The organism is Arsenicicoccus bolidensis DSM 15745, from assembly GCF_000426385.1.
Lineage (GTDB): Bacteria > Actinomycetota > Actinomycetes > Actinomycetales > Dermatophilaceae > Arsenicicoccus > Arsenicicoccus bolidensis.
In genome coordinates this window covers 67,067-86,310 of sequence record NZ_AUFG01000004.1, presented here as the reverse complement: position 1 = coordinate 86,310, position 19,244 = coordinate 67,067, and the positions used below count along the sequence as shown (strand labels likewise).

The window sequence follows — 19,244 nt, the reverse complement described above, 5'->3', positions numbered from 1 at the left end:
CCGGACGGCGGGTGCCGTCAGGTCATGAGGCATCGCTGCGGGGACGGCGGTGGCCACGCAGAGACACGGGTGAAAGAGTGCCCCCCACCGGGGAGGGACTCGTTATTCATTCCGAAGTATGAGATTCCATCGGGTCGGCCGTCGAGACGCTCCGCGACTGTCGGCGAGCCAGGACGAACCAGGCCAGACCGAACGCGAAGACGAGGAGGCTGGTCCAGACGTTGAGCCGCAGCCCGAGCACGTGGTTGGCCTGGTCGACGCGCATCATCTCGATCCACACCCGGCCCAGCGTGTAGCCCATGACGTAGAGCGCGAACACCTGGCCGGGGCGCAGCCGGAACCGCCGGTCCGCCCACACGAGCAGCGCCGCCACCCCCAGGCACCACAGCGACTCGTAGAGGAACGTGGGGTGGTAGCTGCCGAGGACGACCGCCTGGCCCCCCGCGTCCCGCACGGCCTTCCCCGTCGTGGCGTCCCACTCGTGGATCTGCAGCGCCCAGGGCAGGTCGGTGGGTCCGCCATACAGCTCGTTGTTGAACCAGTTGCCCCACCGCCCGATGGCCTGGGCGATGATCAGGCCCGGGGCGAGGGCGTCCGCGAAGTCGAGGTAGGACACGCCGCTGCGACGACAACCGATCCACGCTCCGAGCGCGCCCAGGGCGACGGCGCCCCAGATGCCGAGGCCGCCGTTCCAGATCTTGAGGGCGTCGACGGGATTGCCGCCCTCGCCGAAGTAGGCCTGGGGCGAGGAGATCACGTGGTAGAGCCGCCCGCCGACGATGCCGAACGGCACGGCCCACATCGCCACGTCGATGACGCGCTCGGGGTCCCCGCCACGCGCCGCGAGACGCCGCTGCGTCAGCCACACCGCGACCAGGATCCCCGCGAGGATGCACAGGGCATAGGCCCGTAGGGGCACCGGCCCGAGGTACCAGACGCCCTGGGTGGGGCTGGGGATCTCGGTCGGGAGGAGCATCGTCACTTGGTCGCCGCGGCGACGGCCTGCTCGAGCTTGGCCGGATCCTGGGCAAAGGTCTGGAAGGGGATCTCCTTGCCGTTCAGGAGGTACTGCGGCGTGCCGGTGTTGCCCTTCTGCTGGCCGACCTGCTCCATCTTGGTCGCGAAGCCGATCATCTTCTTGTCCTGCACGCAGCTCTGGAACCCGTCGAGCGCGTCACCGGAGAGTCCCGCCTCCTGGGCGAGGTCGACCCGCAGCTGCTGGTCGGTGTAGCCCTTGCCCTCCTCGGGCTGATGCTTGAAGACCACGTCGTGGTAGGCCTTGAAGCTCCCGGCCGCGTCGGCGCAGCTCGCGGCCGCGGCGGAGCGCAGGGAGGAGTCCGGGTTGGGGACGGTGGGCATCGCGCGCTTGATGTTCTCGTCCAGGAAGCTGCGCAGGTGGTACTCGAGCTTGATCTTGCCCTCGTCCGACAGCTTCGTCACCGTCGGGCCGACGGCGTCCTCGACCTGCTTGCAGATCGGGCACTGGAAGTCCTCGTAGATCACGAGGGTGGGCGCTCCGGCCTTGGCCTTGCCGGGGTTGGCGACGATCCCGCCGCCGTCCGCGGTCGCGTTGGGGGGCGTCGAGGCGTTGGCGATCTTCTGCGCCACCTCGCTCTTGTGGGACTGCTGCGACCAGATCGCCCAGCCGACGGCGACCAGGACGAGCAGCGCGACGAGCGCGGCGGCCGCGACGACCTTGCCCTTGTTGTTCCTGGGGGCCGCGGCCTGGGCCTTGCGGCGCCGCTCCTCGTAGCTCGTGCTCATCGGTGGTGCTCCTCGATCAGTGTGTGGTCGGGGCTCCGAAGAGCCATCGGTCCATGCTCGCAGGGGTGCGTGGTCGGACGGCGAGCCACACGCCGCAGAGCAGCAGCCCGACGTCACGCACGACGTCCCACAGGTAGTTGGTGTCCTCGGGCGCCACGACGCCACCCCCGCCGAAGCAGCCGCAGTCGATGGAGATGCCACGCACCCACACGCTCACGATGCCGATCAGGAAGGCGACCATGAGCAGGGCCCCGGCGATCCCGGCGATCCGCGTGAACAGCCCGAGCACGAGCAACGCACCGATGGCGAGCTCCAGCACCGGCAGGACGTAGCCCACCAGGTTGGCCAGGTCGTAGGGCAGGATCTTGAACGCCCGCACCGCCTCGGCGGAGGACTCGAGGGAGCCGACCTTCAGGTAGCCCGACACGACGAGGACGACGCCCAGCACGAGGCGGGCCACGAGGCCCACCCACTCGCTCACGCCGCGGGTCCTCATCGGCCGCCCTCCCGGACGCCGGCCGCCAGCTCGCGGACGACGCCCTGCAGCTCCTCGACACCCTCGCCGAGAGCGCGGACGAGCGCCGACCCGACGATGACCCCGTCCGCGTAGGCCGCGACCTGAGCCGCCTGCTCGCGGGTGGAGACGCCGAGCCCCACGCACAGCGGGGTGTCGGTGACGGCGCGGGTGCGCTCGATCAGGTGGGCCGCCTCGGGCCCGACGGCCGCCCGCGCACCGGTGACGCCCATGAGGGCGGTGACGTAGACGAAGCCGCGGCAGGCGGCGGACGTGGACGCCAGGCGCTCGGTGGTGGACGAGGGGGCGACCAGGAAGATGCGGTCCAGGTCGTGCCGCTCCGCGGCGTCGATCCAGGCTCCGGCCTCGTCGGGGATCAGGTCGGGGGTGATCAGCCCGGAGCCGCCGTTCGCCGCGAGCTCGGCCGCGAACCGGTCGACGCCATACCGCAGCACGGGGTTGATGTAGGTCATGCACACCGCGGCGCCACCGGCGTCGGTGATGGCCCGGACCGCGCGGAACGCGTCGGCGAGCCGCACCCCACCCGCGAGGGCCTGCACGGCGGCGTCCTGGATGACCGGGCCGTCCATGACCGGGTCGCTGTAGGGGATGCCGACCTCGACGATGTCCACGCCTGCCTCGACCATGGCGACCATGGCCTCGATCGAGCGGTCGACGTCGGGGTAGCCCACGGGCAGGTAGCCCACGAGGGCGGCCCGGTGCTCGTCGCGGCAGCGCCGCAGGACGTCGGTGACGCGGGAGCTCACTGGCCCACTCCTTCGTTGTCGCCGACCGGCTCGGAGGCCTTGATCTCCTCGGCGCGGGCGAAGTCCTCGCCGTCCATCAGCCCGAACCAGCGGGCGGCGCTGTCGACGTCCTTGTCCCCGCGGCCGGACAGGCTGACGAGGATGACGGCGTCGGGCCCGAGCTCGCGCCCGAGCTTCATGGCGCCGGCGAGCGCGTGGCTGGACTCGATGGCCGGCAGGATGCCCTCGGTGCGGGTGAGCAGCCGGAAGGCCTCCATGGCCTCGTCGTCCGTGATCGGGTGGTACTCCGCACGACCGGACGCGTGCAGGGCCGCGTGCTCGGGTCCCACGCTGGGGTAGTCCAGGCCGGCCGAGACCGAGTGCGACTCGATGGTCTGCCCCTCGTCGTCCTGGAGCAGGTAGGTGAAGGCGCCGTGCAGCACGCCCGGGGTGCCGGTGGCGAACCGCGATGCGTGACGTCCGGACTCGACGCCCTCGCCGCCGCCCTCCAGGCCGACGAGCCGCACGTCGCGGTCGGGCACGAACGCGTGGAAGATGCCCATCGCGTTGGACCCACCGCCCACGCAGGCGCAGACCGCGTCGGGCAGCCGGCCCACGAGCTCGAGGACCTGCTCCCGGGCCTCCTCGCCGATGACCTTGTGGAAGTCGCGGACCATCTCCGGGAAGGGGTGCGGCCCGGTGACCGTCCCCAGGACGTAGTGGGTGGTGGCGACGTTGGCGACCCAGTCGCGGAAGGCCTCGTTGACCGCGTCCTTGAGCGTCCGGCTGCCGTGCGTCACGGGCACGACCGTGGCGCCGAGGAGGCGCATGCGGGCGACGTTGAGGGCCTGCCGCTCGGTGTCCCGCTCCCCCATGTAGACGACGCACTCAAGCCCCATGAGCGCTGCCGCGGTCGCGGTGGCCACGCCGTGCTGGCCCGCCCCCGTCTCGGCGATGACGCGCGTCTTGCCCATGCGCCGGGTCAGCAGCGCCTGGCCGAGCACGTTGTTGATCTTGTGGGAGCCGGTGTGGTTGAGGTCTTCGCGCTTGAGGATGACCCGCGCTCCCCCGCAGTGCTCGGCGAAGCGCGGCACCTCGGTGATGATGCTCGGGCGGCCCGTGTAGGTCCGCTGCAGCCGCTCGAGCTCGGTGAGGAACTCCGGGTCGCGGGCGGCCTTGAGGCGCTGCTCGTCGAGCTCCTCCAGCGCCGCGACCAGCGCCTCGGGGACGTAGCGGCCGCCGAAGTCGTCGAACCGGCCCACCGGGTCGCCCGGGCCGGCGTCGCTGGGAGACCGGTGCGGGCGGTGAGGCTCGCGCGGCTGGTCCGGCGCGGTGGTGGGGGTCTCGGTCGAGTCGTCCATGGGGGCTCCGGGGGTCAGTGGCGCAGGGCCGGGTGGGCGCCGGCGGCGATGAGCTCGGCGACGGCGTCCCGGGGGCTGCCCCCGGTGACGAGGGACTCCCCCACGAGCACGGCGTCGGCACCGGCGCGAGCGAGGTCCATGACGTCGTGAGGTCCGCGGACCCCCGACTCGGCGACGCGCACGACCGTGTCGGGCAGCAGCGCGGCGACGCGTCCGAAGGTGGAGCGGTCGACCTCGAGGGTCTTGAGGTTGCGGTTGTTGACGCCGACGACCCTGGCCCCGGCGTCCAGCGCCCGGCGGGCCTCGTCCTCGTCGTGCACCTCCACCAGGGCGGTCATGCCGAGGGACTCGGCGCGCTCCCGCATCGAGACCAGGACGGACTGCTCGAGCGCCGCCACGATCAGCAGGATGACGTCGGCGCCGTGCGCCCGCGCCTCCCACAGCTGGTAGGGCTCGACCATGAAGTCCTTGCGCAGCACCGGCACGTCCACGGCGGCCCGCACCGTGTCGAGGTCGGCCAGGCTGCCGCCGAACCTGCGCTGCTCGGTGAGGACGCTGATGACGCTGGCCCCGCCGGCCTCGTAGTCCGCCGCGAGCCCGCCCGGATCCGCGATGAGCGCGAGGGCCCCCTTGCTCGGGCTGGACCGCTTGACCTCGGCGATCACCCGGACCCCGGCGGTGCGGCCCAGGGCCAGCGCGGCTCGGGCGTCCTTGGCCGGCTCGACCTGGGAGGCGCGCTCCTTCAGCGCGTCCAGCGAGGTCTGCGCCTGGCGGCGCGCGAGATCCTCGCGGACGCCGCCGATGATGTCGTCGAGTACCGAAGCCACGGGCTCAGGCTAGCCACTCGCGGCGCGGTCACCCAATCCGTCCACGCGTCGACTAGGGCTGCCACCACGCCAGGGGCGCCCACCAGCGGGCGACGCCGAAGGCGCACCACAGCAGGAGCACCGCCGCGACCCAACGCCCGACGGGGGCCCCCTGGAGCCGTATGACGACCGGGTCGGCGGCCCCTCGCCGCCGGGCCCGCCACGCCACGACCGTCCACGCGATGGTGCCGGCCAGGAGGGCGAGGACCGCGAGGACGGTGGGGGCGTTGGAGGACAGCGCGGCGACGACGTCACCGTGGACGAGGTCGTGGACGGAGCGCAGCCCGCCGCACCAGGGGCACGGCAGCCCGGTCAGGGCGAGGAAGGGGCAACCGCCCCAGGACCCCGGCCGGTGCGGGTCGCGGACGGCGAGGGCACCGAGGGCCACCGCCTGGCCGGCCAGCAGCCCCAGCGGCAGGGCGAGCACGACCCGACCGCGCTCGGAGGACGAGCGTGCGGGCGCCGGGGCGGACGTCTGCGGCACACGGCCACGATACGGCCACGGCCGGCGGACACACGGCACACCTCCCCGGGGCGCGTCGAGCAGGCGGCTAGCGTGGCACCGTCGCCTTGACAGGCGCTTCTGTCACAGACGAGAGGGGAAATCCATGACCGACAACCCGCAGAACCCGCCGCCGCCGGCCGGAGAGCCGGAGCGTCCCGCCTCGGGCGGCGCCTACGGGAGCCAGCCCTACGGCAGCCAGCCCTACGGGAGCCAGCCGTCGCAGCCGGCCGGTGGAGGACAGCCGTATGACGGCGGCCAGCCGCCCTACGGCAACCAGCCCTACGGTCAGGGCTACGCCCCGCAGCCACAGGGCACGAACGTGCTCGGCATCATCGCCCTGATCCTCGGCATCCTGTCGATCCCGCTGGCGTGCTGCGGCGGCTGGCCGGGCCTGATCGCCGGCATCGTCGCCATCGTGCTCGGCGTGATGGGCAACAAGAAGGCCAAGCAGGGCCTCGTCGGCGGCAAGGGCCTGTCGATGGCCGGCCTGATCCTCGGCATCATCGGCACCCTCATGGGCATCGCGATGCTGGTCTTCACGCTGGTCTTCGCGGACGTCGCCGAGAAGTGCCAGCAGTACGACCAGGACCCGACCAAGATGCAGCAGTGCATCCAGGACGAGTTCAACAAGCGCTGATCCGATCGCCCCACCTCACGCTCCACCCAAAAGATCGTGAGTGTTTGGTCCAAGATTCTTGGACCAAACACTCACGATCTTTGTCGTTTGGGGATGCGGGGTGGCGCCGCGGTTCTACAGCGACGCCGAGGCGTCAGCGGTGGTGCGGGGAGTTGGTGAAGCTGTCCTTGGGCCCGCCGGCGCCGTAGCCCGCCTTGACGAGGACGCTGCCGAGCACCGGACCGGCCACGACGATCACGGCGCCGACGATGATCCAGAACCAGTTGGCGAAGACCACCGCGAGGGAGGTCACCACGGCCCCGAGGAGCATGACGCCCACGGTGGCCCAGGCCGCGATCGACTGGCCGTGCGTGTCGTGCGTGGCCTGCTCGTTGGCGGAGGGTGCGGCGTCGGGACGGTCTTCGATCATCGGTCTGGCTCCTGGTCGGGGCGTGAGGGTCGGGGAATCGCTGGCGCCATTGTGTCAGGTCAACGCGACCGGCGCGGCCCGGCGTCGTCGGTGTCGGTGTCGCCGTCGGTGTCGCCGTCGGTGTCGCCGTCGGCACCGTCGTCACCGGAGCCCTCGGTCTCCCCGCGGCTCACCTGGTCCCACAGGGACGCCCCACGCGCGGCCGCGGGTCGGGCGTCCTGCGCCACCGGCGCGTCGTAGCGGCGCGACAGGCCGTGGGTGCGGCCGGCCAGCCGCAACGCCGCGACGCCCGCGGCCGCGGGCAGCAGCGTCGCCGCCAGCGCCACCCAGGCGGCCCAGGTCGCCGAGGCGCTCACCCGCGGCGGCGACGTCCGTCCGGTGCGGGTCGCGAGGTCGGCGGCCAGCGGCGAGGCCGGGTCCGCGAGGAACCACCCGACGGCGACGGCGCAGCCGAGCGCCGCCAGCAGCAGGACGACGGCCGCGACGCGGCGCACCACCCGCCCGCCGGTGACGGCCACGATCGACGCGGCGGCGGCCGCGAGCGCCAGCGCCCCCGCGAGGGGGACCAGCGACGATCCGGTCGCGGTGACGGTCCGGCTCCCGACCAGGGCGTCCACGGAGCTGCCGGTGGCCCAGGGCTGGGTCGCCAGCCCGAACACGGTCCCGGCGCCCAGCAGGGCCGGGAGCACGACCACCCGGGCCGGGCTCACGGCGCCCGCAAGCCGGTCGCGGCGGCGACGGCCCGCAGGGCTGCCGCCGCCTTGTTGCGGGACTCCTGCAGCTCGAGCTCGGGCACCGAGTCCGCGACGATGCCGCCGCCGGCCTGCACGTGCGCGACCCCGTCGCGGATGAGGGCGGTGCGGATGGCGATCGCCATGTCGAGGTCCCCGTGGAAGTCGAGGTAGCCGACCACCCCCCCGTAGAGCCCGCGGCGGCTCGGCTCGAGCTCGTCGATGAGGCTGAGCGCGCGGGGCTTGGGTGCCCCTGACAGCGTGCCGGCGGGGAACGTGGCGGCCAGGACGTCATACGCGCTCCGCCCCTCCGAGAGGCGACCGACGACCGTGGACTCGATGTGCATGATATGGCTGTAGCGCCGGATCGTCATGAACTCGACGGTGTCGACCGTGCCGGCGTCGCAGACGCGCTGCAGGTCGTTGCGGGACAGGTCGACGAGCATCACGTGCTCGGAGCGTTCCTTGGGGTCGGCCAGCAGGTCCTTCTCGAGCTGCACGTCCTCCTCGGGGCCGGCGCCCCGCGGACGGGACCCGGCGATCGGGTGGGTGATGACGCGCCGCCCGGTCACCTTGACCAGGGCCTCCGGGCTGGACCCGACGATGTCATAGCTGCCGCCGTCGGGGTCGGGGCAGCGCAGGAGGTACATGTAGGGGCTGGGGTTGGAGGCGCGCAGGACGCGGTAGACGTCGAGGGCGTCGGCGGGGCACGGCACGCTGAACCGCTGCGACAGCACGACCTGGAAGACCTCGCCCGCGCGGATCGCCTCCTTGCCCTGCTCGACCATCGCGTGGAAGTCCTCAGGAGACATGTTGCTCGTCGCCCCCGGCGCAAGCGGCTCGACCACGGCGACCGTGCTCGGCGCCGGAGCAGCCAGCTCGCGCACCATCCGGTCGAGCCGCTCCACGGCGCCGGCGTGCGCCTCGTCCACCCGCTCGTCCGTGTCGTCCACGTTGATCGCGTTGGCCACGAGCAGGATCGAGCCGTCCGCGTGGTCCATCACGGCGAGGTCGGTGGCGAGCATCATGGCCAGCTCGGGCAGGTGCAGGACGTCCTCGGCGCCGTCGGGCACACGCTCCCACCGGCGGACCGCGTCATAGCCGACGAAGCCGACCATCCCGCCGGTGAGGGGCGGCAGGCCCGCGACGGGGTCGGTGCCGAGCACCTCCACGGTGTCGCGCAGGACCTCCACCGGGCTGCCCTCCGTGGGGATGCCCGCGGGCACGTCGCCGAGCCAGGTGGCCGCGCCCCCGCTCTCGGTCAGGGTGGCGAGGCTGGCCGCCCCCACGATCGAGTAGCGCGACCACACGCCGCCGTGCTCGGCCGACTCGAACAGGAAGGTGCCCGGCCGGTCCTGCGCGAGCTTGCGATAGACCGACAGCGGCGTCTCGGCGTCGGCGAGCAGGCGCCGCGCCACGGGGATCACCCGACGGCCGGCGGCCAGCTCGCGGAAGGTGTCGAGGGGCGGCCAGGTGACGCCGTAGCCCAGGTCGGGCACGGCCCCGGCGGTCCGGTCGCTCACGGTCGATTCCCTTCTGTCGCAGGCAGATCGGTGTAGAAGCAGGTGCGCTCGCCGGTGTGGCAGGCGGCGCCGACCTGGTCGACGCGCACCAGCAGGGCGTCTCCGTCGCAGTCGATCGCCACGCCCTTGACGAACTGGGCGTGACCGGAGGTGTCGCCCTTGCGCCAGTACTCCTGACGGCTGCGGCTCCAGAAGGTCACGCGCCCCTCGGCGAGCGTGCGACGCAGCGCCTCGTCGTCCATCCAGCCGATCATGAGCACGTCACCGGTGTCGTGCTGCTGCACCACCGCCGCGACCAGTCCGTGGTCGTCGCGCTTGAGGCGGCTCGCGATGCTCGGGTCCAGGGCGGGAGGCCGTATGGCGTCGTCGGGGGTCACCGGGTCATTGTGCCAAGGTCACCGGGGTGCCCGGTCACACCGTCTCGTCACCGGCGAGCACGTGCCCACCTCCATCGGCGTGGGCGCCCGCCGCACGTTGCGGGAGCACGTGAAGTCGGTGCAGATGAGGGTCCCCGCCTTGCTGCCCGCGCGTCCGGCCGGGCCGGCACGGCGCGCGACATACATGCTCACGTCGGTGGTCTCGGTGATGTCCTGGCACCAGGAGCACACCTTGCGGCGTCGGGGTGCCCCGGCGGCCTCGGCGGCCGGCCGCAGCATCACCGCGCGGGGCGATCCCTCGTCGTCCTCCAGCACGACATAGGCGAGCAGCGGCCGCTTGGGGTCCCGCCACCCCAGGACGTCCTGCGCCGGCCAGTCGATCACGTCCAGATCAGGCATCGCGGCCTGGGCGGCCTCGCGGCGGGAGGCGTTGACGAAGGCTGATCGGATCTCGGGCTCGGTGAGGGCACGCACTCCGCGAGTCCACCACATCCCAAGGCGCCGGAGCCACCGGTTACGGTGCCAGGATGGCCCCATGACCTCGCTCGCCACCGCCCAGCGCCAGGCCCTGTCCGACCTCTTCGACCGCGTCGGGCCGGACGCCCCCACCCTCAACGAGGGGTGGACGACCCGTGACCTCGCGGCCCACCTCGCGACCCGCGACCGTCGCCCCGACGCCGCGGCCGGGATCATGGTCCCGGCCCTCGCGGGCTACACGGCCAAGGTCCAGCGGACGTATGCCGCCCGCCCCTGGCCCGAGCTGGTCGATCTCGTGCGCTTCGGCCCCCCGGCCTACGCTCCCGCACGGATCCCCGCCGTCGACGAGCGGATGAACCTGTCGGAGTTCTACATCCACCACGAGGACGTCCTGCGCGCGCAGCAGCCCGTGGCCCACGTCCCGATGACCCCGGAGCTCGAGGCGGCCCTGTGGCGGATGGTCTCGACGATGGGGGGCCTGTCCCTGCTGCGGTGCAAGGTCGGCGTCACGGCCGTCGCTCCGGGTCACGGCGAGCAGGTGCTGCGCAAGCCCACCGCGGCGGGGTCGGTCACGCTGACCGGGCGTCCCGGCGACCTCCTGCTCTACCTGACCGGGCGGACCTCGGCGGCCGACGTGACGGTCGAGGGTTCCCCGGCGGCCGACCGCGTCTTCCGCACGACCTCCCTCGGCCTCTGACCTGCCTCAGGTAGTCACGTCCGCCTGGCTTCGCACGCCAGGCGGATGTGTCGAGGTCGGGTCGATCCGGTCAGCGCACCTCGTGGCCGGCGGCGCGCAACGCGTCCTTGACCTGGCCGATCGTCAGCTCGCCGTAGTGGAAGACGCTCGCCGCGAGCACCGCGTCCGCCCCGGCCTCGACCGCGGGCGCGAAGTGCTCGAGCGCGCCCGCGCCCCCCGACGCGATGAGCGGCACGGTGACCTCGCGCCGGACGAGGCGGATCAGCTCGAGGTCGAAGCCGTCCTTGGTGCCGTCGGCGTCCATGGAGTTGAGCAGGATCTCCCCCGCGCCGAGCCGCTCGGCCCGCGCGCACCACTCGACGGCGTCGATGCCCGTGCCGCGCTTGCCGCCGTGGGTCGTCACCTCGAAGCCCTCGACCAGCCGGCCCTGCTCGTCCCGGCGCCGCCGGACGTCCGCGGACAGCACCAGCACCTGGTTGCCGAACCGGTCGGCGATCTCGCTGATCACCTCGGGACGCGCGATCGCGGCGGTGTTGACGCCCACCTTGTCGGCGCCGGCCCGCAGCAGCCGGTCCACGTCCTCGGGGGTGCGTACCCCCCCGCCGACGGTCAGCGGGATGAACACCTGCTCGGCGCAGTGCCGCACCATCTCGTATGTCGTCTCCCGGTTGCCCGAGCTCGCGGTCACGTCGAGGAAGGTCAGCTCGTCGGCGCCCTGCGCGTCATAGGTGCGCGCCAGCTCGACGGGATCGCCCGCGTCCCGGAGGTTCTCGAAGTTGACGCCCTTGACGACGCGTCCGGCATCGACGTCCAGGCAGGGGATCACACGGGTGGCGACAGTCACCCGCAGATCCTAGCCACGCAGGCTCGACCGGTCCCCTCCCAGCCTGATCGCCGGACGATGCGCCGACGCCTAGGCTCGGCGCCATGCCCTCGTCCGCGACCTCCGCCAGCTCCGCCGCCGAGCTGGTCGGCATCGCCCGGCGGCGGCCCGCCCTGCCCTGCGGCACCCGGATCATCGCGATCGACGGGCCCAGCGGCTCCGGCAAGACGACCTTCGCGGCGGACGTCGAGGCGCACCTGACCGGGCTGACGGGGCTAGCGGGCAGCACCGGCGACGAGAGTCCGCACGCCCCGGCCGAGGTGGAGGTCCTGCACATGGACGACCTCTACCCCGGCTGGGACGGGCTGGCCGCCGCCGTGCCGTTGCTGTCCTCCCAGGTCGTCGAGCCGTTGGCCCACGGCCGGGACGCGTCCTACCGGCGCTACGACTGGGAGCGCGGCGTCTATGCCGAGCGTCACGAGATCCCGTGCACCGCACGGTGGCTCGTCGTCGAGGGCGTGGGGTGCGGGGCGGGCGTCATACGGCCTCGGCTGTCCGCCCTGGCCTGGCTGGAGGCCGACCGCGAGACCCGCATGCGTCGCGGGCTCGAGCGCGACGGCGAGGCCTACCGTCCCCACTGGGAGCGCTGGTCCCGTCAGGAGGGCGCCCACTTCGCCCGCGAGGCGACCCGAGATCACGCCGACCTCGTCCTGGATACGGGACAATGAGCGCGTGGGCAACGAACCGAAGGACATGGTGGACGCGGTCACCCGCTCGATGAAGGCCCGCACCGGGCGCACGGTCGAGGAGTGGGTGGCGCTGGTGCAGGCCGAGGGGCCGGACCCGCTGGACCAGAAGGCCGTCCGCGCCTGGCTGGGGGACGTGCACGGCCTGGCCCAGAACTCGCGGTGGACGGTGGGTTTCGCGGCGGCCGAGGCGGCCGGGTGGTCCATGCCCACCGTCGACCAGGTCACCGACGAGCTGTATGCCGGCAAGCGATCCCACCTGCGGCCCCTGCACGAGGCGGTCGTCGGGCTGGGCCGCGCGATGGGTGGGGACGCCGAGGTGCAGGGTCGCGCGACCTACATCCCCGTGGTGCGGACGACCCAGTTCCTCGCGGTGGCGCCCGGCCCGCGCAACACCCTCCGGGTCGGGCTGCGCTATCGCCAGGTCACGCCCGCCGACGACCGGCTCGAGCCGGCCAAGGGCTTCGCCCAGGCCACCCACTGGATCCACCTGCCGGCGGCCACGCCGATCGAGCAGGTCAGCACGCTGGAGCCGTTGGTGCTGGCCGCCTACGAGCAGAACTGACGTGGGCGCCACCCGTCACGTCCACTGGGGCGAGCGCGCCGCAGACCTGGGTCGCTCGTCCGCCCGGCTGTCCCGGCGCGGGGCGCTGCGCAGCGCCCGTCGCCTGCGCCAGCGGCTCTTCTTCATCGCCCAGTGCGCCCTCGCGGCGATGACCGCCTACTCCATCGCGCACTACGTCTTCGACGTGGGTGTGCCGCTGTTCGCGCCCGTCGCGGCGATCGTCGCGCTCGGGATGACCTACGGCCAGCGGCTGCGCCGGGCGCTGGAGATCACGGTGGGCGTCGCGGTGGGGGCGTTCATCGGGGAGTCCTTCGTGCACCTCTTCGGCATCGGGCCCTGGCAGATCCTGCTGATCGTCAGTGCCGGTATGACGATCGCCACCCTCCTCGGGGCGGGCACCCTCATGGCCAACCAGGCCGGCATCCAGGGCATGATCGTGGCCCTGCTGGCCGCCGCCCCCCAGGGCGCGTTCGGCCGCTGGTTCGAGGCGCTCGTCGGGGCGGTGGTCGCCCTGGTGTTCGCCTCCCTCGTGCCCAGCTCCTCCCTCGTCAAGCCGCGCAGCCAGGCGAGCAAGATCCTGGACGCGATCGGCGACCTGCTGCACGCGACCTCGTCCGCCCTGCGCGACGACGACCTCGAGGCCTGCGAGGAGGCCCTGACGGCCGCCCGGGCCACCGAGCGCGACCTGACGGCGCTGCGCGGCTTCTCCGCGGACAGCCTGGAGGTCATGCGGGTCACGCCCTTCCACCGGCGGCACCGACCCGCGGTGGAGGAGGTCGCCAACCTGATGGAGCCGATGGACCGGGCCATCCGCAACATGCGGGTGCTCATCCGCCGGGCCACCGTCGCGCTGCAGAACGCCGAGCACGTCCCGGACCGCTACACCGACGCCATCGACCGGCTCGCCGAGGTCGTCGACCACATCTCCGACGCCCTCAGCGCCGGCGAGCTGTCGGAGGACCTGGAGCCGGAGCTGCTCGAGATCGGGCGGCTGACGCGCGACCCCGACCCCGACGCGACCCTCTCGGCCGAGGTCATCCGCGCGCAGCTCCGCTCCATCGTGGTGGACCTGCTGCAGGTGCTGGGCCTGTCCTTCGACGCCGCCCAGCACGAGATCCGCCGCGTGCTGGAGACCGACCTGGGCAGGGACACTCCCCCGCCGACCACCGAGTAGCCGCTCAGCGCCGGTCGCGCTCGTCCCCGGCGAGCTCGCGGTAGTCCTCGTCGACGTACATGCCGGGGGCGTCCAGGACGATGTTGCTGCCGCCCGCGGTGTCGCGCAGGTGGCGCGGGGCCACCGCGTGCGCGAGGTGGTAGAGCCCGACGGTGACGATGGTGCCGAGCGCGATGCCCCCGAGGGTGAAGTCGTCCGTGAACCGCAGCGAGGTGTCCCCGATGCCGATGATGATGCCGGCGGCGACGGGGACCAGGTTGACGGGGTTGCCGAAGTCGACCCCGTTCTCCTTCCAGATCTTGGCGCCGAGCAGGCCGATCATGCCGTAGAGCACGACGCAGATGCCGCCGAGCACACCACCCGGGGTGGCCGAGATGATCGCCCCGAACTTCGGGGAGAAGCCGAACAGGATGGCCACGAGCGCGGCCACGACGTAGGCGGCGGTGGAGTAGACACGGGTGGCGGCCATGACGCCGATGTTCTCGGCATACGTGGTCGTGGGCCCGGCGCCCACCCCGGTGGCGAGGACCGAGCCCAGGCCGTCAGCCATGATCGCCTTGCCCATGTCCTTGTCGAGGGGGGTGCCGGTCATCTCGGCGACGGCCTTGACGTGGCCGGTGTTCTCGGCGATGAGGGCGATGACGACGGGCAGGGCGAGCAGGGCGTAGGCGAGCGAGAACTGCGGCAGGTGCCAGCCGACGGTGGTGCCGGACGTGGCGGGCGGGAAGCCGAACCACGGGGCCGCGCTGACCGCCGACCAGTCGAGGCGCAGGTGCTCCACGACACCGGTGGGGTTCTGCGCGGAGACGGCGCCCGGCTGGAAGCTCGTGATGGGTCCGGCCACGAGGTCGAGGACCCAGGACACGGCATACCCGATCACGAGGGCGAGGAAGATCGCGACCCGGGAGAGGAACCCGCGGACCCCGACGTTGAGCAGCACCACGACCAGCATGACCAGCAGCGCGACCCACTGGTCCTGCGGCCAGTAGGTGCGCGCGACCACCGGCGCGAGGTTGAACCCGATGAGCATGACGACCGCGCCGGTGACCACGGGGGGCAGCGTGCGGTGGATGGCGGTGGCGCCGGCGAGGTGGATGACGACACCCACGACGGCCAGGGCGACACCGCACCACAGCATCGCGCCGGACACGTGCGCCGGGGTCCCGCCCGCGGCGTAGATGGCGGTCGCGACCCCGACGAAGGACGCCGACGAGCCCAGGTAGCTCGGGACCCGGCCACGCACGATCGCCAGGAACAGCAGCGTCGCGACGCCGCTCATCATCACCGCGAGCTGGGGGTTGAGCCCCATGAGGATCGGGAAGACGAAGGTCGCGCCGAACATCGCGACGACGTGCTGGGCACCGAGCCCGATGGTCTTGCCCCAGCCGAGCCTCTCGTGCGGGGCCACCACGGCTCCCGGCTCCAGGACTCCCCCGTTGTGCAGCGTCCACAGCGCCATCAGGTCATGCTCCTCGCCGGCCGGAGCGTCCGGCCCGCGCCATCCTAGCGACCTGTGGTGCCGATCACGACGTCGCCACGACCGGTCAGGACCAGCCCCGAGTCCGTGGCCGGGGAGTAGCACGTGTCGCCCCGGCCGAGCACGACCTGGTCGCCCCCGCCGTCGGTCACCGTCACCTCGCCCTCGAGGCACAGCAGCAGCCGCGGAGCCCCGTCACCAGGCAGGTGCTGGGCCCCGGGACCAGCGTCGCTACCCCCGACCACGCAGCGCAGCAGGTCGAACTCCGGCGCCGGCGTCTCGAAGTGCGTGATCCCCGGCGCGACCTCGACCGCGCGGAGCGTCGGGACGATCACGGACGGGTCGAGCAGGCGCAGCAGCTCGTCCACGTCCACGTGCTTGGAGGTCAGCCCGGCCCGCACGACGTTGTCCGAGTTGGCGAGCAGCTCGACGCCCGTCCCCTGCAGGTAGCAGTGCAGGCCGCCGGCGGGCATGAACAGTCCCTCGCCGGGCTGGAGGACCACGTGCTGCAGCAGGAGCGAGGCGACCAGGCCGATGTCGCCGGGGTGCTGGCGCGCGATCCGCACCGCGGCGCGGAAGGCCGCGCGGTCCTCGTCCACGACGGCGGGGTCGTCCGCGAGCTCGCCGCAGCGCCACTCGACGTCGGCCAGCAGCTGGTCACGCTCGCGCATGGGCCAGTGGAGCAGGGTCGTGAGGGCCTGCGCCTGGGCCCCGCCCCCGCGCAGGGCCTCCACGACGGGGGCCAGCGCCGGGACCTGCAGGTGCTCGACGACCCGGGCCGCGTCCTCGGCGCTGCGGAACCCCGCGAGCGCCTCGAACTCGGTGAGCGCCAGCACCGCCTCCGGCTTGGGCCAGTCGTCTTTGTAGTTGCGGGCCGGATCGCGCAGCGGGATCGACGCCGCGTCCTCCCGGGCCCATCCCTCCTGCGCCTGGGTGCGGTCGGGGTGCACCTGGATCGACAGGGCCTTCTCGACGGCGAGGACCTTGAGCAGGAAGGGCAGGCGACCGTCGAACCGGCTCGCGCACCCGGCGCCGAGCTCCCCCTCGGGGTCCGTTGAGATGACCTTGTGGAGGGTGGTCAGGCCCTGCTCGCGCTCGAGCAGCGCGGGAGCGGCGGGGTGGGCCCCGATCCAGAGCTCCGCCTCGGGACCGGGCGACGGCGTCGGCCGACCCTGGAGGGTGGCGATGACGTAGCGGGAGCCCCAGTCGTAGGGCTGGACGACGGCTTCGAGACGATCCACCCGACAACTCTAACGACGTGGGAGCCCCTGGACGGCGGATTGGGGAAGGTCAGGCGTCCCAGGTCCGGGCGACGTCGTCGCGGTCGCCGCGGTGGGACTCCACCAGGGCCGCCAGGCGACCGGCCTCCGCCTGCGACCCGAGGCCGTCGGCCCGCTGGATGGCCATGACGGCGACGGTCTCGGTGTCGTCGAGCACGAGGGACACCCAGGGGTCGCCGTGCCCGAACCGCACCGACTCGATGCTGGTCCAGGGCAGGTGGCGGGTGGTCATGAGGTTGCGGACGGTCAGCCCGGACTCGTCCGGCAGGGCCCGGATGGCGGCGTAACGGGCGAGCACGAACGCGATCGCCACGCCGCACGCCACCAGCATGAGCCGGTCCACGACGCCGAACCCCCGCGCCCCGCCCGGGACCAGCGCCGCCAGGATGCAGAAGAGCAGGAGGCTCAGGACCCCCGCGGTGAGCGCCATCGCTCGGCCCCGTCGGGGCTGGAAGGGGTCGTAGGGCGCCGGCCCCGGACGGTCGAGGCTGCTCATCCGGCGGTCACAGCCGGCAGGCGGCGATGTCGGTGACCAGGATGCCGCGCGCCCCGATGCGATAGAGCTCGTCCATCACGGCGTTGGTCTGCTTGCGGGGCACCATCGAGCGCACGGCGACCCAGGACCGGTCGTGCAGCGGCGACACGGTCGGGGACTCCAGCCCGGGCGTGACCGCCACCGCGCGCTCCACGAGCTCGCTCGGGCAGTCGTAGTCCATCAGGACGTACTGGCGGGCCACGAGCACGCCGTGGAGCCGGCGGCGCAGGGTCTCCAGGGCCGGGTCGGGTTCCCCCTGGGTGGCGCCCCCGGCGTCCGAACGGCTGATCAGCACGGCCTCGCTGCGCAGGATGGGGTCGCCGAAGACCTCGAGGCCGGCGTTGCGCAGGGTCGTGCCCGTCTCGACCACGTCCGCGATCAGGTCGGCCACGCCGAGGGTCACCGCGGTCTCGACGGCCCCGTCGAGGTGGACGACCTCGGCCGTGATGCCGTGGGTGTCCAGGTGGGACCGGACCAGGCCGGAGTATGACGTCGCCACGCGCCGCCCGTCGATGTCGGCGACGGATCCCATGGAGCCCGCCGGCGCGGCGAACCGGAAGGTCGACCGGGCGAAGCCCAGGGCCATGACCTCGCGGGCGGTGCTGCCGGAGTCCAGCAGCAGGTCCCGACCCGTGATGCCGAGGTCGACGGTGCCGGCCCCGACGTAGACGGCGACGTCGCGGGGACGCAGGTAGAAGAACTCGACGCCGTTGTCGGCGTCGGTGAGGACGAGCTCCTTGGTGTCACGACGCTGGGCGTAGCCCGCTTCCTTCATCATCGTCGTGGCGGGCTCGGACAGCGACCCCTTGTTGGGGACGGCGACTCGCAGCATGGGGTCTCCGGTCAGAGGTGGGCGTAGACGTCGTCCAGGCTGATGCCCCGGGCGACCATGAGGACCTGGAGGTGGTAGAGCAGCTGGCTGATCTCCTCGGCGGCCCGCTCGTCACCCTCGTGCTCGGCCGCCATCCACACCTCGGCGGCCTCCTCGACGATCTTCTTGCCGATGAAGTGCACGCCCTTGTCGAGCTCGGCCACCGTGCCGGAGCCTTCCGGCCGGGTCACGGCCTTGTCGGTGAGCTCGGCGAACAGCTGGTCGAAGGTCTTCACGCCCTACAGCCTACGGCTCCCCGTGACGGCCGTATGACGTCGTCCGCGACGCGGAACCGCGTCCATCCGGGCCCCGGCGGGGGCGCTCCCCTCCCGGACGGCCTGGCGCGCCAGCGCCGGGACACGACGCAGGCACTCGAGCGCTGCGCGACTGCTCGACGGCACCGTGACCCCTCTCCCCCGAGAAGTACTAATGGGCACACATAGTACGACAAATCGAACAGAGAGTAACTAGGTGCGGGTACTCAGTCTGACTAGTCAGTCCTCGTGGGCCGCCACGAGACGCCGCAGGTCGTCGACCGCCGCCGCCGCGTCCTCGGCGCCGTAGACCGCGGACCCGGCCACGAAGACGTCGGCCCCCGCCTCGGCGCACTGCTCGATGGTCGTGGCGGACACCCCGCCGTCGACCTGGATCCAGACCTCGCCGCCGTGGCGGCTCACCGCCTCACGGACCTGGCGGACCTTGGGCATCTGGTCCGCCATGAAGGACTGGCCGCCGAACCCGGGCTCGACGGTCATCACGAGGATCATGTCGAGCTCGGGCACCAGGTCGGCGTATGGCGCGAACGCGGTGCCGGGCTTGAGCGCCATACCGGCCCGGCCACCCGCGGCGCGCAGGGCCCGGGCGAGCGCCCGCGGGTCGCGGGCCGCCTCGACGTGGAAGGTCGCCGACCCGGCCCCGGCCTCGATGTAGCCCGGCGCCCAGCGGTCGGGGTCGTCGATCATCAGGTGGCAGTCGAGCGGGATCGGGCTCACCCGCGCGAGCGCCTCGACGACGGGCAGGCCCAGCGTCAGGTTGGGCACGAAGTGGCCGTCCATGACGTCCACGTGAGCCCAGTCGGCGTTGCCGATGCGCTCGAGCTCGTGCTGCAGGTTGGCGAAGTCCGAGGACAGGATGCTGGGCGAGATCTGCACGGGCACAGCCTAGGC

The 19,244-nt window shown here is 72.8% G+C and carries 24 protein-coding genes; 5 read left to right on the top strand and 19 right to left on the bottom strand.

Features of this window, described 5'->3' with window-relative positions:
- Nucleotides 1–106 precede the first annotated feature (106 nt).
- The 7 genes from lgt to K313_RS24115 are packed head-to-tail and all read right to left on the bottom strand — an operon-like array spanning nucleotide 107 to nucleotide 5,735.
- The gene (lgt, locus tag K313_RS0103600) at nucleotides 107–976 is read right to left on the bottom strand and encodes a prolipoprotein diacylglyceryl transferase (protein ID WP_034251485.1); all 870 of its coding nucleotides are present in this window, start codon (nucleotides 974–976) and stop codon (nucleotides 107–109) included.
- 2 nt (nucleotides 977–978) lie between these two features.
- Nucleotides 979–1,764, bottom strand: a complete 786-nt coding sequence (locus tag K313_RS0103595) for a DsbA family protein (protein ID WP_029210471.1) — start codon at nucleotides 1,762–1,764, stop codon at nucleotides 979–981.
- Nucleotides 1,765–1,780: 16 nt separating this feature from the next.
- The gene (locus tag K313_RS0103590) at nucleotides 1,781–2,245 is read right to left on the bottom strand and encodes a MauE/DoxX family redox-associated membrane protein (protein ID WP_029210470.1); all 465 of its coding nucleotides are present in this window, start codon (nucleotides 2,243–2,245) and stop codon (nucleotides 1,781–1,783) included.
- An 11-nt stretch (nucleotides 2,246–2,256) separates the two neighbouring features.
- Nucleotides 2,257–3,045 carry a tryptophan synthase subunit alpha gene (gene trpA / locus K313_RS0103585; RefSeq protein WP_029210469.1) on the bottom strand — a complete coding sequence of 263 codons (789 nt, stop codon included), beginning with the start codon at nucleotides 3,043–3,045 and terminating at the stop codon, nucleotides 2,257–2,259.
- Entirely contained in the window at nucleotides 3,042–4,385 is a 1,344-nt protein-coding gene (gene trpB / locus K313_RS0103580; protein ID WP_029210468.1) for a tryptophan synthase subunit beta, read from the bottom strand. The genes trpA and trpB overlap by 4 nt, the downstream gene beginning before the upstream one ends.
- A gap of 14 nt (nucleotides 4,386–4,399) precedes the next feature.
- Nucleotides 4,400–5,212 (bottom strand): indole-3-glycerol phosphate synthase TrpC, encoded by an 813-nt coding sequence (gene trpC / locus K313_RS0103575; RefSeq protein WP_029210467.1) that lies wholly within the window; start codon nucleotides 5,210–5,212, stop codon nucleotides 4,400–4,402.
- Between the two features lie 52 nt (nucleotides 5,213–5,264).
- Complete coding sequence (locus K313_RS24115) at nucleotides 5,265–5,735, bottom strand: DUF2752 domain-containing protein (protein WP_029210466.1); 471 nt, start codon at nucleotides 5,733–5,735, stop codon at nucleotides 5,265–5,267.
- A gap of 124 nt (nucleotides 5,736–5,859) precedes the next feature.
- Between K313_RS24115 and K313_RS19900 the strand changes: the two genes are divergently transcribed.
- A complete protein-coding gene (locus K313_RS19900) occupies nucleotides 5,860–6,393 on the top strand; it encodes a DUF4190 domain-containing protein (RefSeq protein WP_029210465.1) in 534 nt (177 codons plus the stop codon).
- A 133-nt stretch (nucleotides 6,394–6,526) separates the two neighbouring features.
- Here K313_RS19900 and K313_RS19895 read toward each other — a convergent pair whose 3' ends face one another.
- The 5 genes from K313_RS19895 to K313_RS0103540 are packed head-to-tail and all read right to left on the bottom strand — an operon-like array spanning nucleotide 6,527 to nucleotide 9,907.
- Nucleotides 6,527–6,802 (bottom strand): HGxxPAAW family protein, encoded by a 276-nt coding sequence (locus K313_RS19895; protein ID WP_019286089.1) that lies wholly within the window; start codon nucleotides 6,800–6,802, stop codon nucleotides 6,527–6,529.
- Nucleotides 6,803–6,861: 59 nt separating this feature from the next.
- Nucleotides 6,862–7,512 carry a Trp biosynthesis-associated membrane protein gene (locus K313_RS0103555; RefSeq protein ID WP_084412428.1) on the bottom strand — a complete coding sequence of 217 codons (651 nt, stop codon included), beginning with the start codon at nucleotides 7,510–7,512 and terminating at the stop codon, nucleotides 6,862–6,864.
- Nucleotides 7,509–9,056, bottom strand: a complete 1,548-nt coding sequence (locus tag K313_RS0103550; protein WP_029210463.1) for an anthranilate synthase component I — start codon at nucleotides 9,054–9,056, stop codon at nucleotides 7,509–7,511. Before K313_RS0103550 ends, K313_RS0103555 begins: the two co-directional genes overlap by 4 nt.
- Nucleotides 9,053–9,433 (bottom strand): phosphoribosyl-AMP cyclohydrolase, encoded by a 381-nt coding sequence (gene hisI / locus K313_RS0103545; protein ID WP_029210462.1) that lies wholly within the window; start codon nucleotides 9,431–9,433, stop codon nucleotides 9,053–9,055. The genes K313_RS0103550 and hisI overlap by 4 nt, the downstream gene beginning before the upstream one ends.
- A gap of 18 nt (nucleotides 9,434–9,451) precedes the next feature.
- On the bottom strand, nucleotides 9,452–9,907 hold the full coding sequence (locus tag K313_RS0103540) for an FBP domain-containing protein (protein ID WP_029210461.1): 456 nt from the start codon (nucleotides 9,905–9,907) through the stop codon (nucleotides 9,452–9,454).
- Between the two features lie 61 nt (nucleotides 9,908–9,968).
- Between K313_RS0103540 and K313_RS0103535 the strand changes: the two genes are divergently transcribed.
- Nucleotides 9,969–10,607: a TIGR03085 family metal-binding protein gene (locus K313_RS0103535; RefSeq protein ID WP_029210460.1), complete on the top strand. Its 639-nt coding sequence runs from the start codon at nucleotides 9,969–9,971 to the stop codon at nucleotides 10,605–10,607.
- 70 nt (nucleotides 10,608–10,677) lie between these two features.
- Here K313_RS0103535 and hisF read toward each other — a convergent pair whose 3' ends face one another.
- On the bottom strand, nucleotides 10,678–11,451 hold the full coding sequence (gene hisF, locus K313_RS0103530) for an imidazole glycerol phosphate synthase subunit HisF (RefSeq protein WP_029210459.1): 774 nt from the start codon (nucleotides 11,449–11,451) through the stop codon (nucleotides 10,678–10,680).
- Between the two features lie 83 nt (nucleotides 11,452–11,534).
- On the opposite strand from hisF, the gene K313_RS0103525 reads away from it, so the two are divergent.
- From K313_RS0103525 to K313_RS0103515, 3 genes are read left to right on the top strand one after another with little or no spacing between them, the layout of a single operon-like run.
- Nucleotides 11,535–12,158 carry a nucleoside/nucleotide kinase family protein gene (locus K313_RS0103525; RefSeq protein ID WP_029210458.1) on the top strand — a complete coding sequence of 208 codons (624 nt, stop codon included), beginning with the start codon at nucleotides 11,535–11,537 and terminating at the stop codon, nucleotides 12,156–12,158.
- 4 nt (nucleotides 12,159–12,162) lie between these two features.
- Nucleotides 12,163–12,741 (top strand): DUF5655 domain-containing protein, encoded by a 579-nt coding sequence (locus K313_RS0103520; RefSeq protein WP_029210457.1) that lies wholly within the window; start codon nucleotides 12,163–12,165, stop codon nucleotides 12,739–12,741.
- Between the two features lies 1 nt (nucleotide 12,742).
- A complete protein-coding gene (locus tag K313_RS0103515; RefSeq protein ID WP_029210456.1) occupies nucleotides 12,743–13,915 on the top strand; it encodes an FUSC family protein in 1,173 nt (390 codons plus the stop codon).
- Nucleotides 13,916–13,919: 4 nt separating this feature from the next.
- On the opposite strand, the gene K313_RS0103510 is transcribed toward K313_RS0103515, so the two are convergent.
- From K313_RS0103510 to rpe, 6 genes are all read right to left on the bottom strand, one after another.
- Nucleotides 13,920–15,374, bottom strand: coding sequence for a uracil-xanthine permease family protein (locus tag K313_RS0103510; protein WP_019286099.1), 1,455 nt, complete (start codon nucleotides 15,372–15,374; stop codon nucleotides 13,920–13,922).
- Between the two features lie 44 nt (nucleotides 15,375–15,418).
- Nucleotides 15,419–16,633 carry a mannose-6-phosphate isomerase, class I gene (gene manA / locus K313_RS0103505; protein WP_029210455.1) on the bottom strand — a complete coding sequence of 405 codons (1,215 nt, stop codon included), beginning with the start codon at nucleotides 16,631–16,633 and terminating at the stop codon, nucleotides 15,419–15,421.
- A gap of 49 nt (nucleotides 16,634–16,682) precedes the next feature.
- Nucleotides 16,683–17,168, bottom strand: a complete 486-nt coding sequence (locus K313_RS0103500) for a PH domain-containing protein (protein WP_029210454.1) — start codon at nucleotides 17,166–17,168, stop codon at nucleotides 16,683–16,685.
- A gap of 7 nt (nucleotides 17,169–17,175) precedes the next feature.
- On the bottom strand, nucleotides 17,176–18,039 hold the full coding sequence (gene hisG, locus K313_RS0103495) for an ATP phosphoribosyltransferase (RefSeq protein WP_019286102.1): 864 nt from the start codon (nucleotides 18,037–18,039) through the stop codon (nucleotides 17,176–17,178).
- An 11-nt stretch (nucleotides 18,040–18,050) separates the two neighbouring features.
- Complete coding sequence (locus tag K313_RS0103490) at nucleotides 18,051–18,314, bottom strand: phosphoribosyl-ATP diphosphatase (protein ID WP_019286103.1); 264 nt, start codon at nucleotides 18,312–18,314, stop codon at nucleotides 18,051–18,053.
- A gap of 258 nt (nucleotides 18,315–18,572) precedes the next feature.
- Nucleotides 18,573–19,229 (bottom strand): ribulose-phosphate 3-epimerase, encoded by a 657-nt coding sequence (gene rpe / locus K313_RS0103485; protein ID WP_029210453.1) that lies wholly within the window; start codon nucleotides 19,227–19,229, stop codon nucleotides 18,573–18,575.
- Nucleotides 19,230–19,244: the final 15 nt, after the last annotated feature.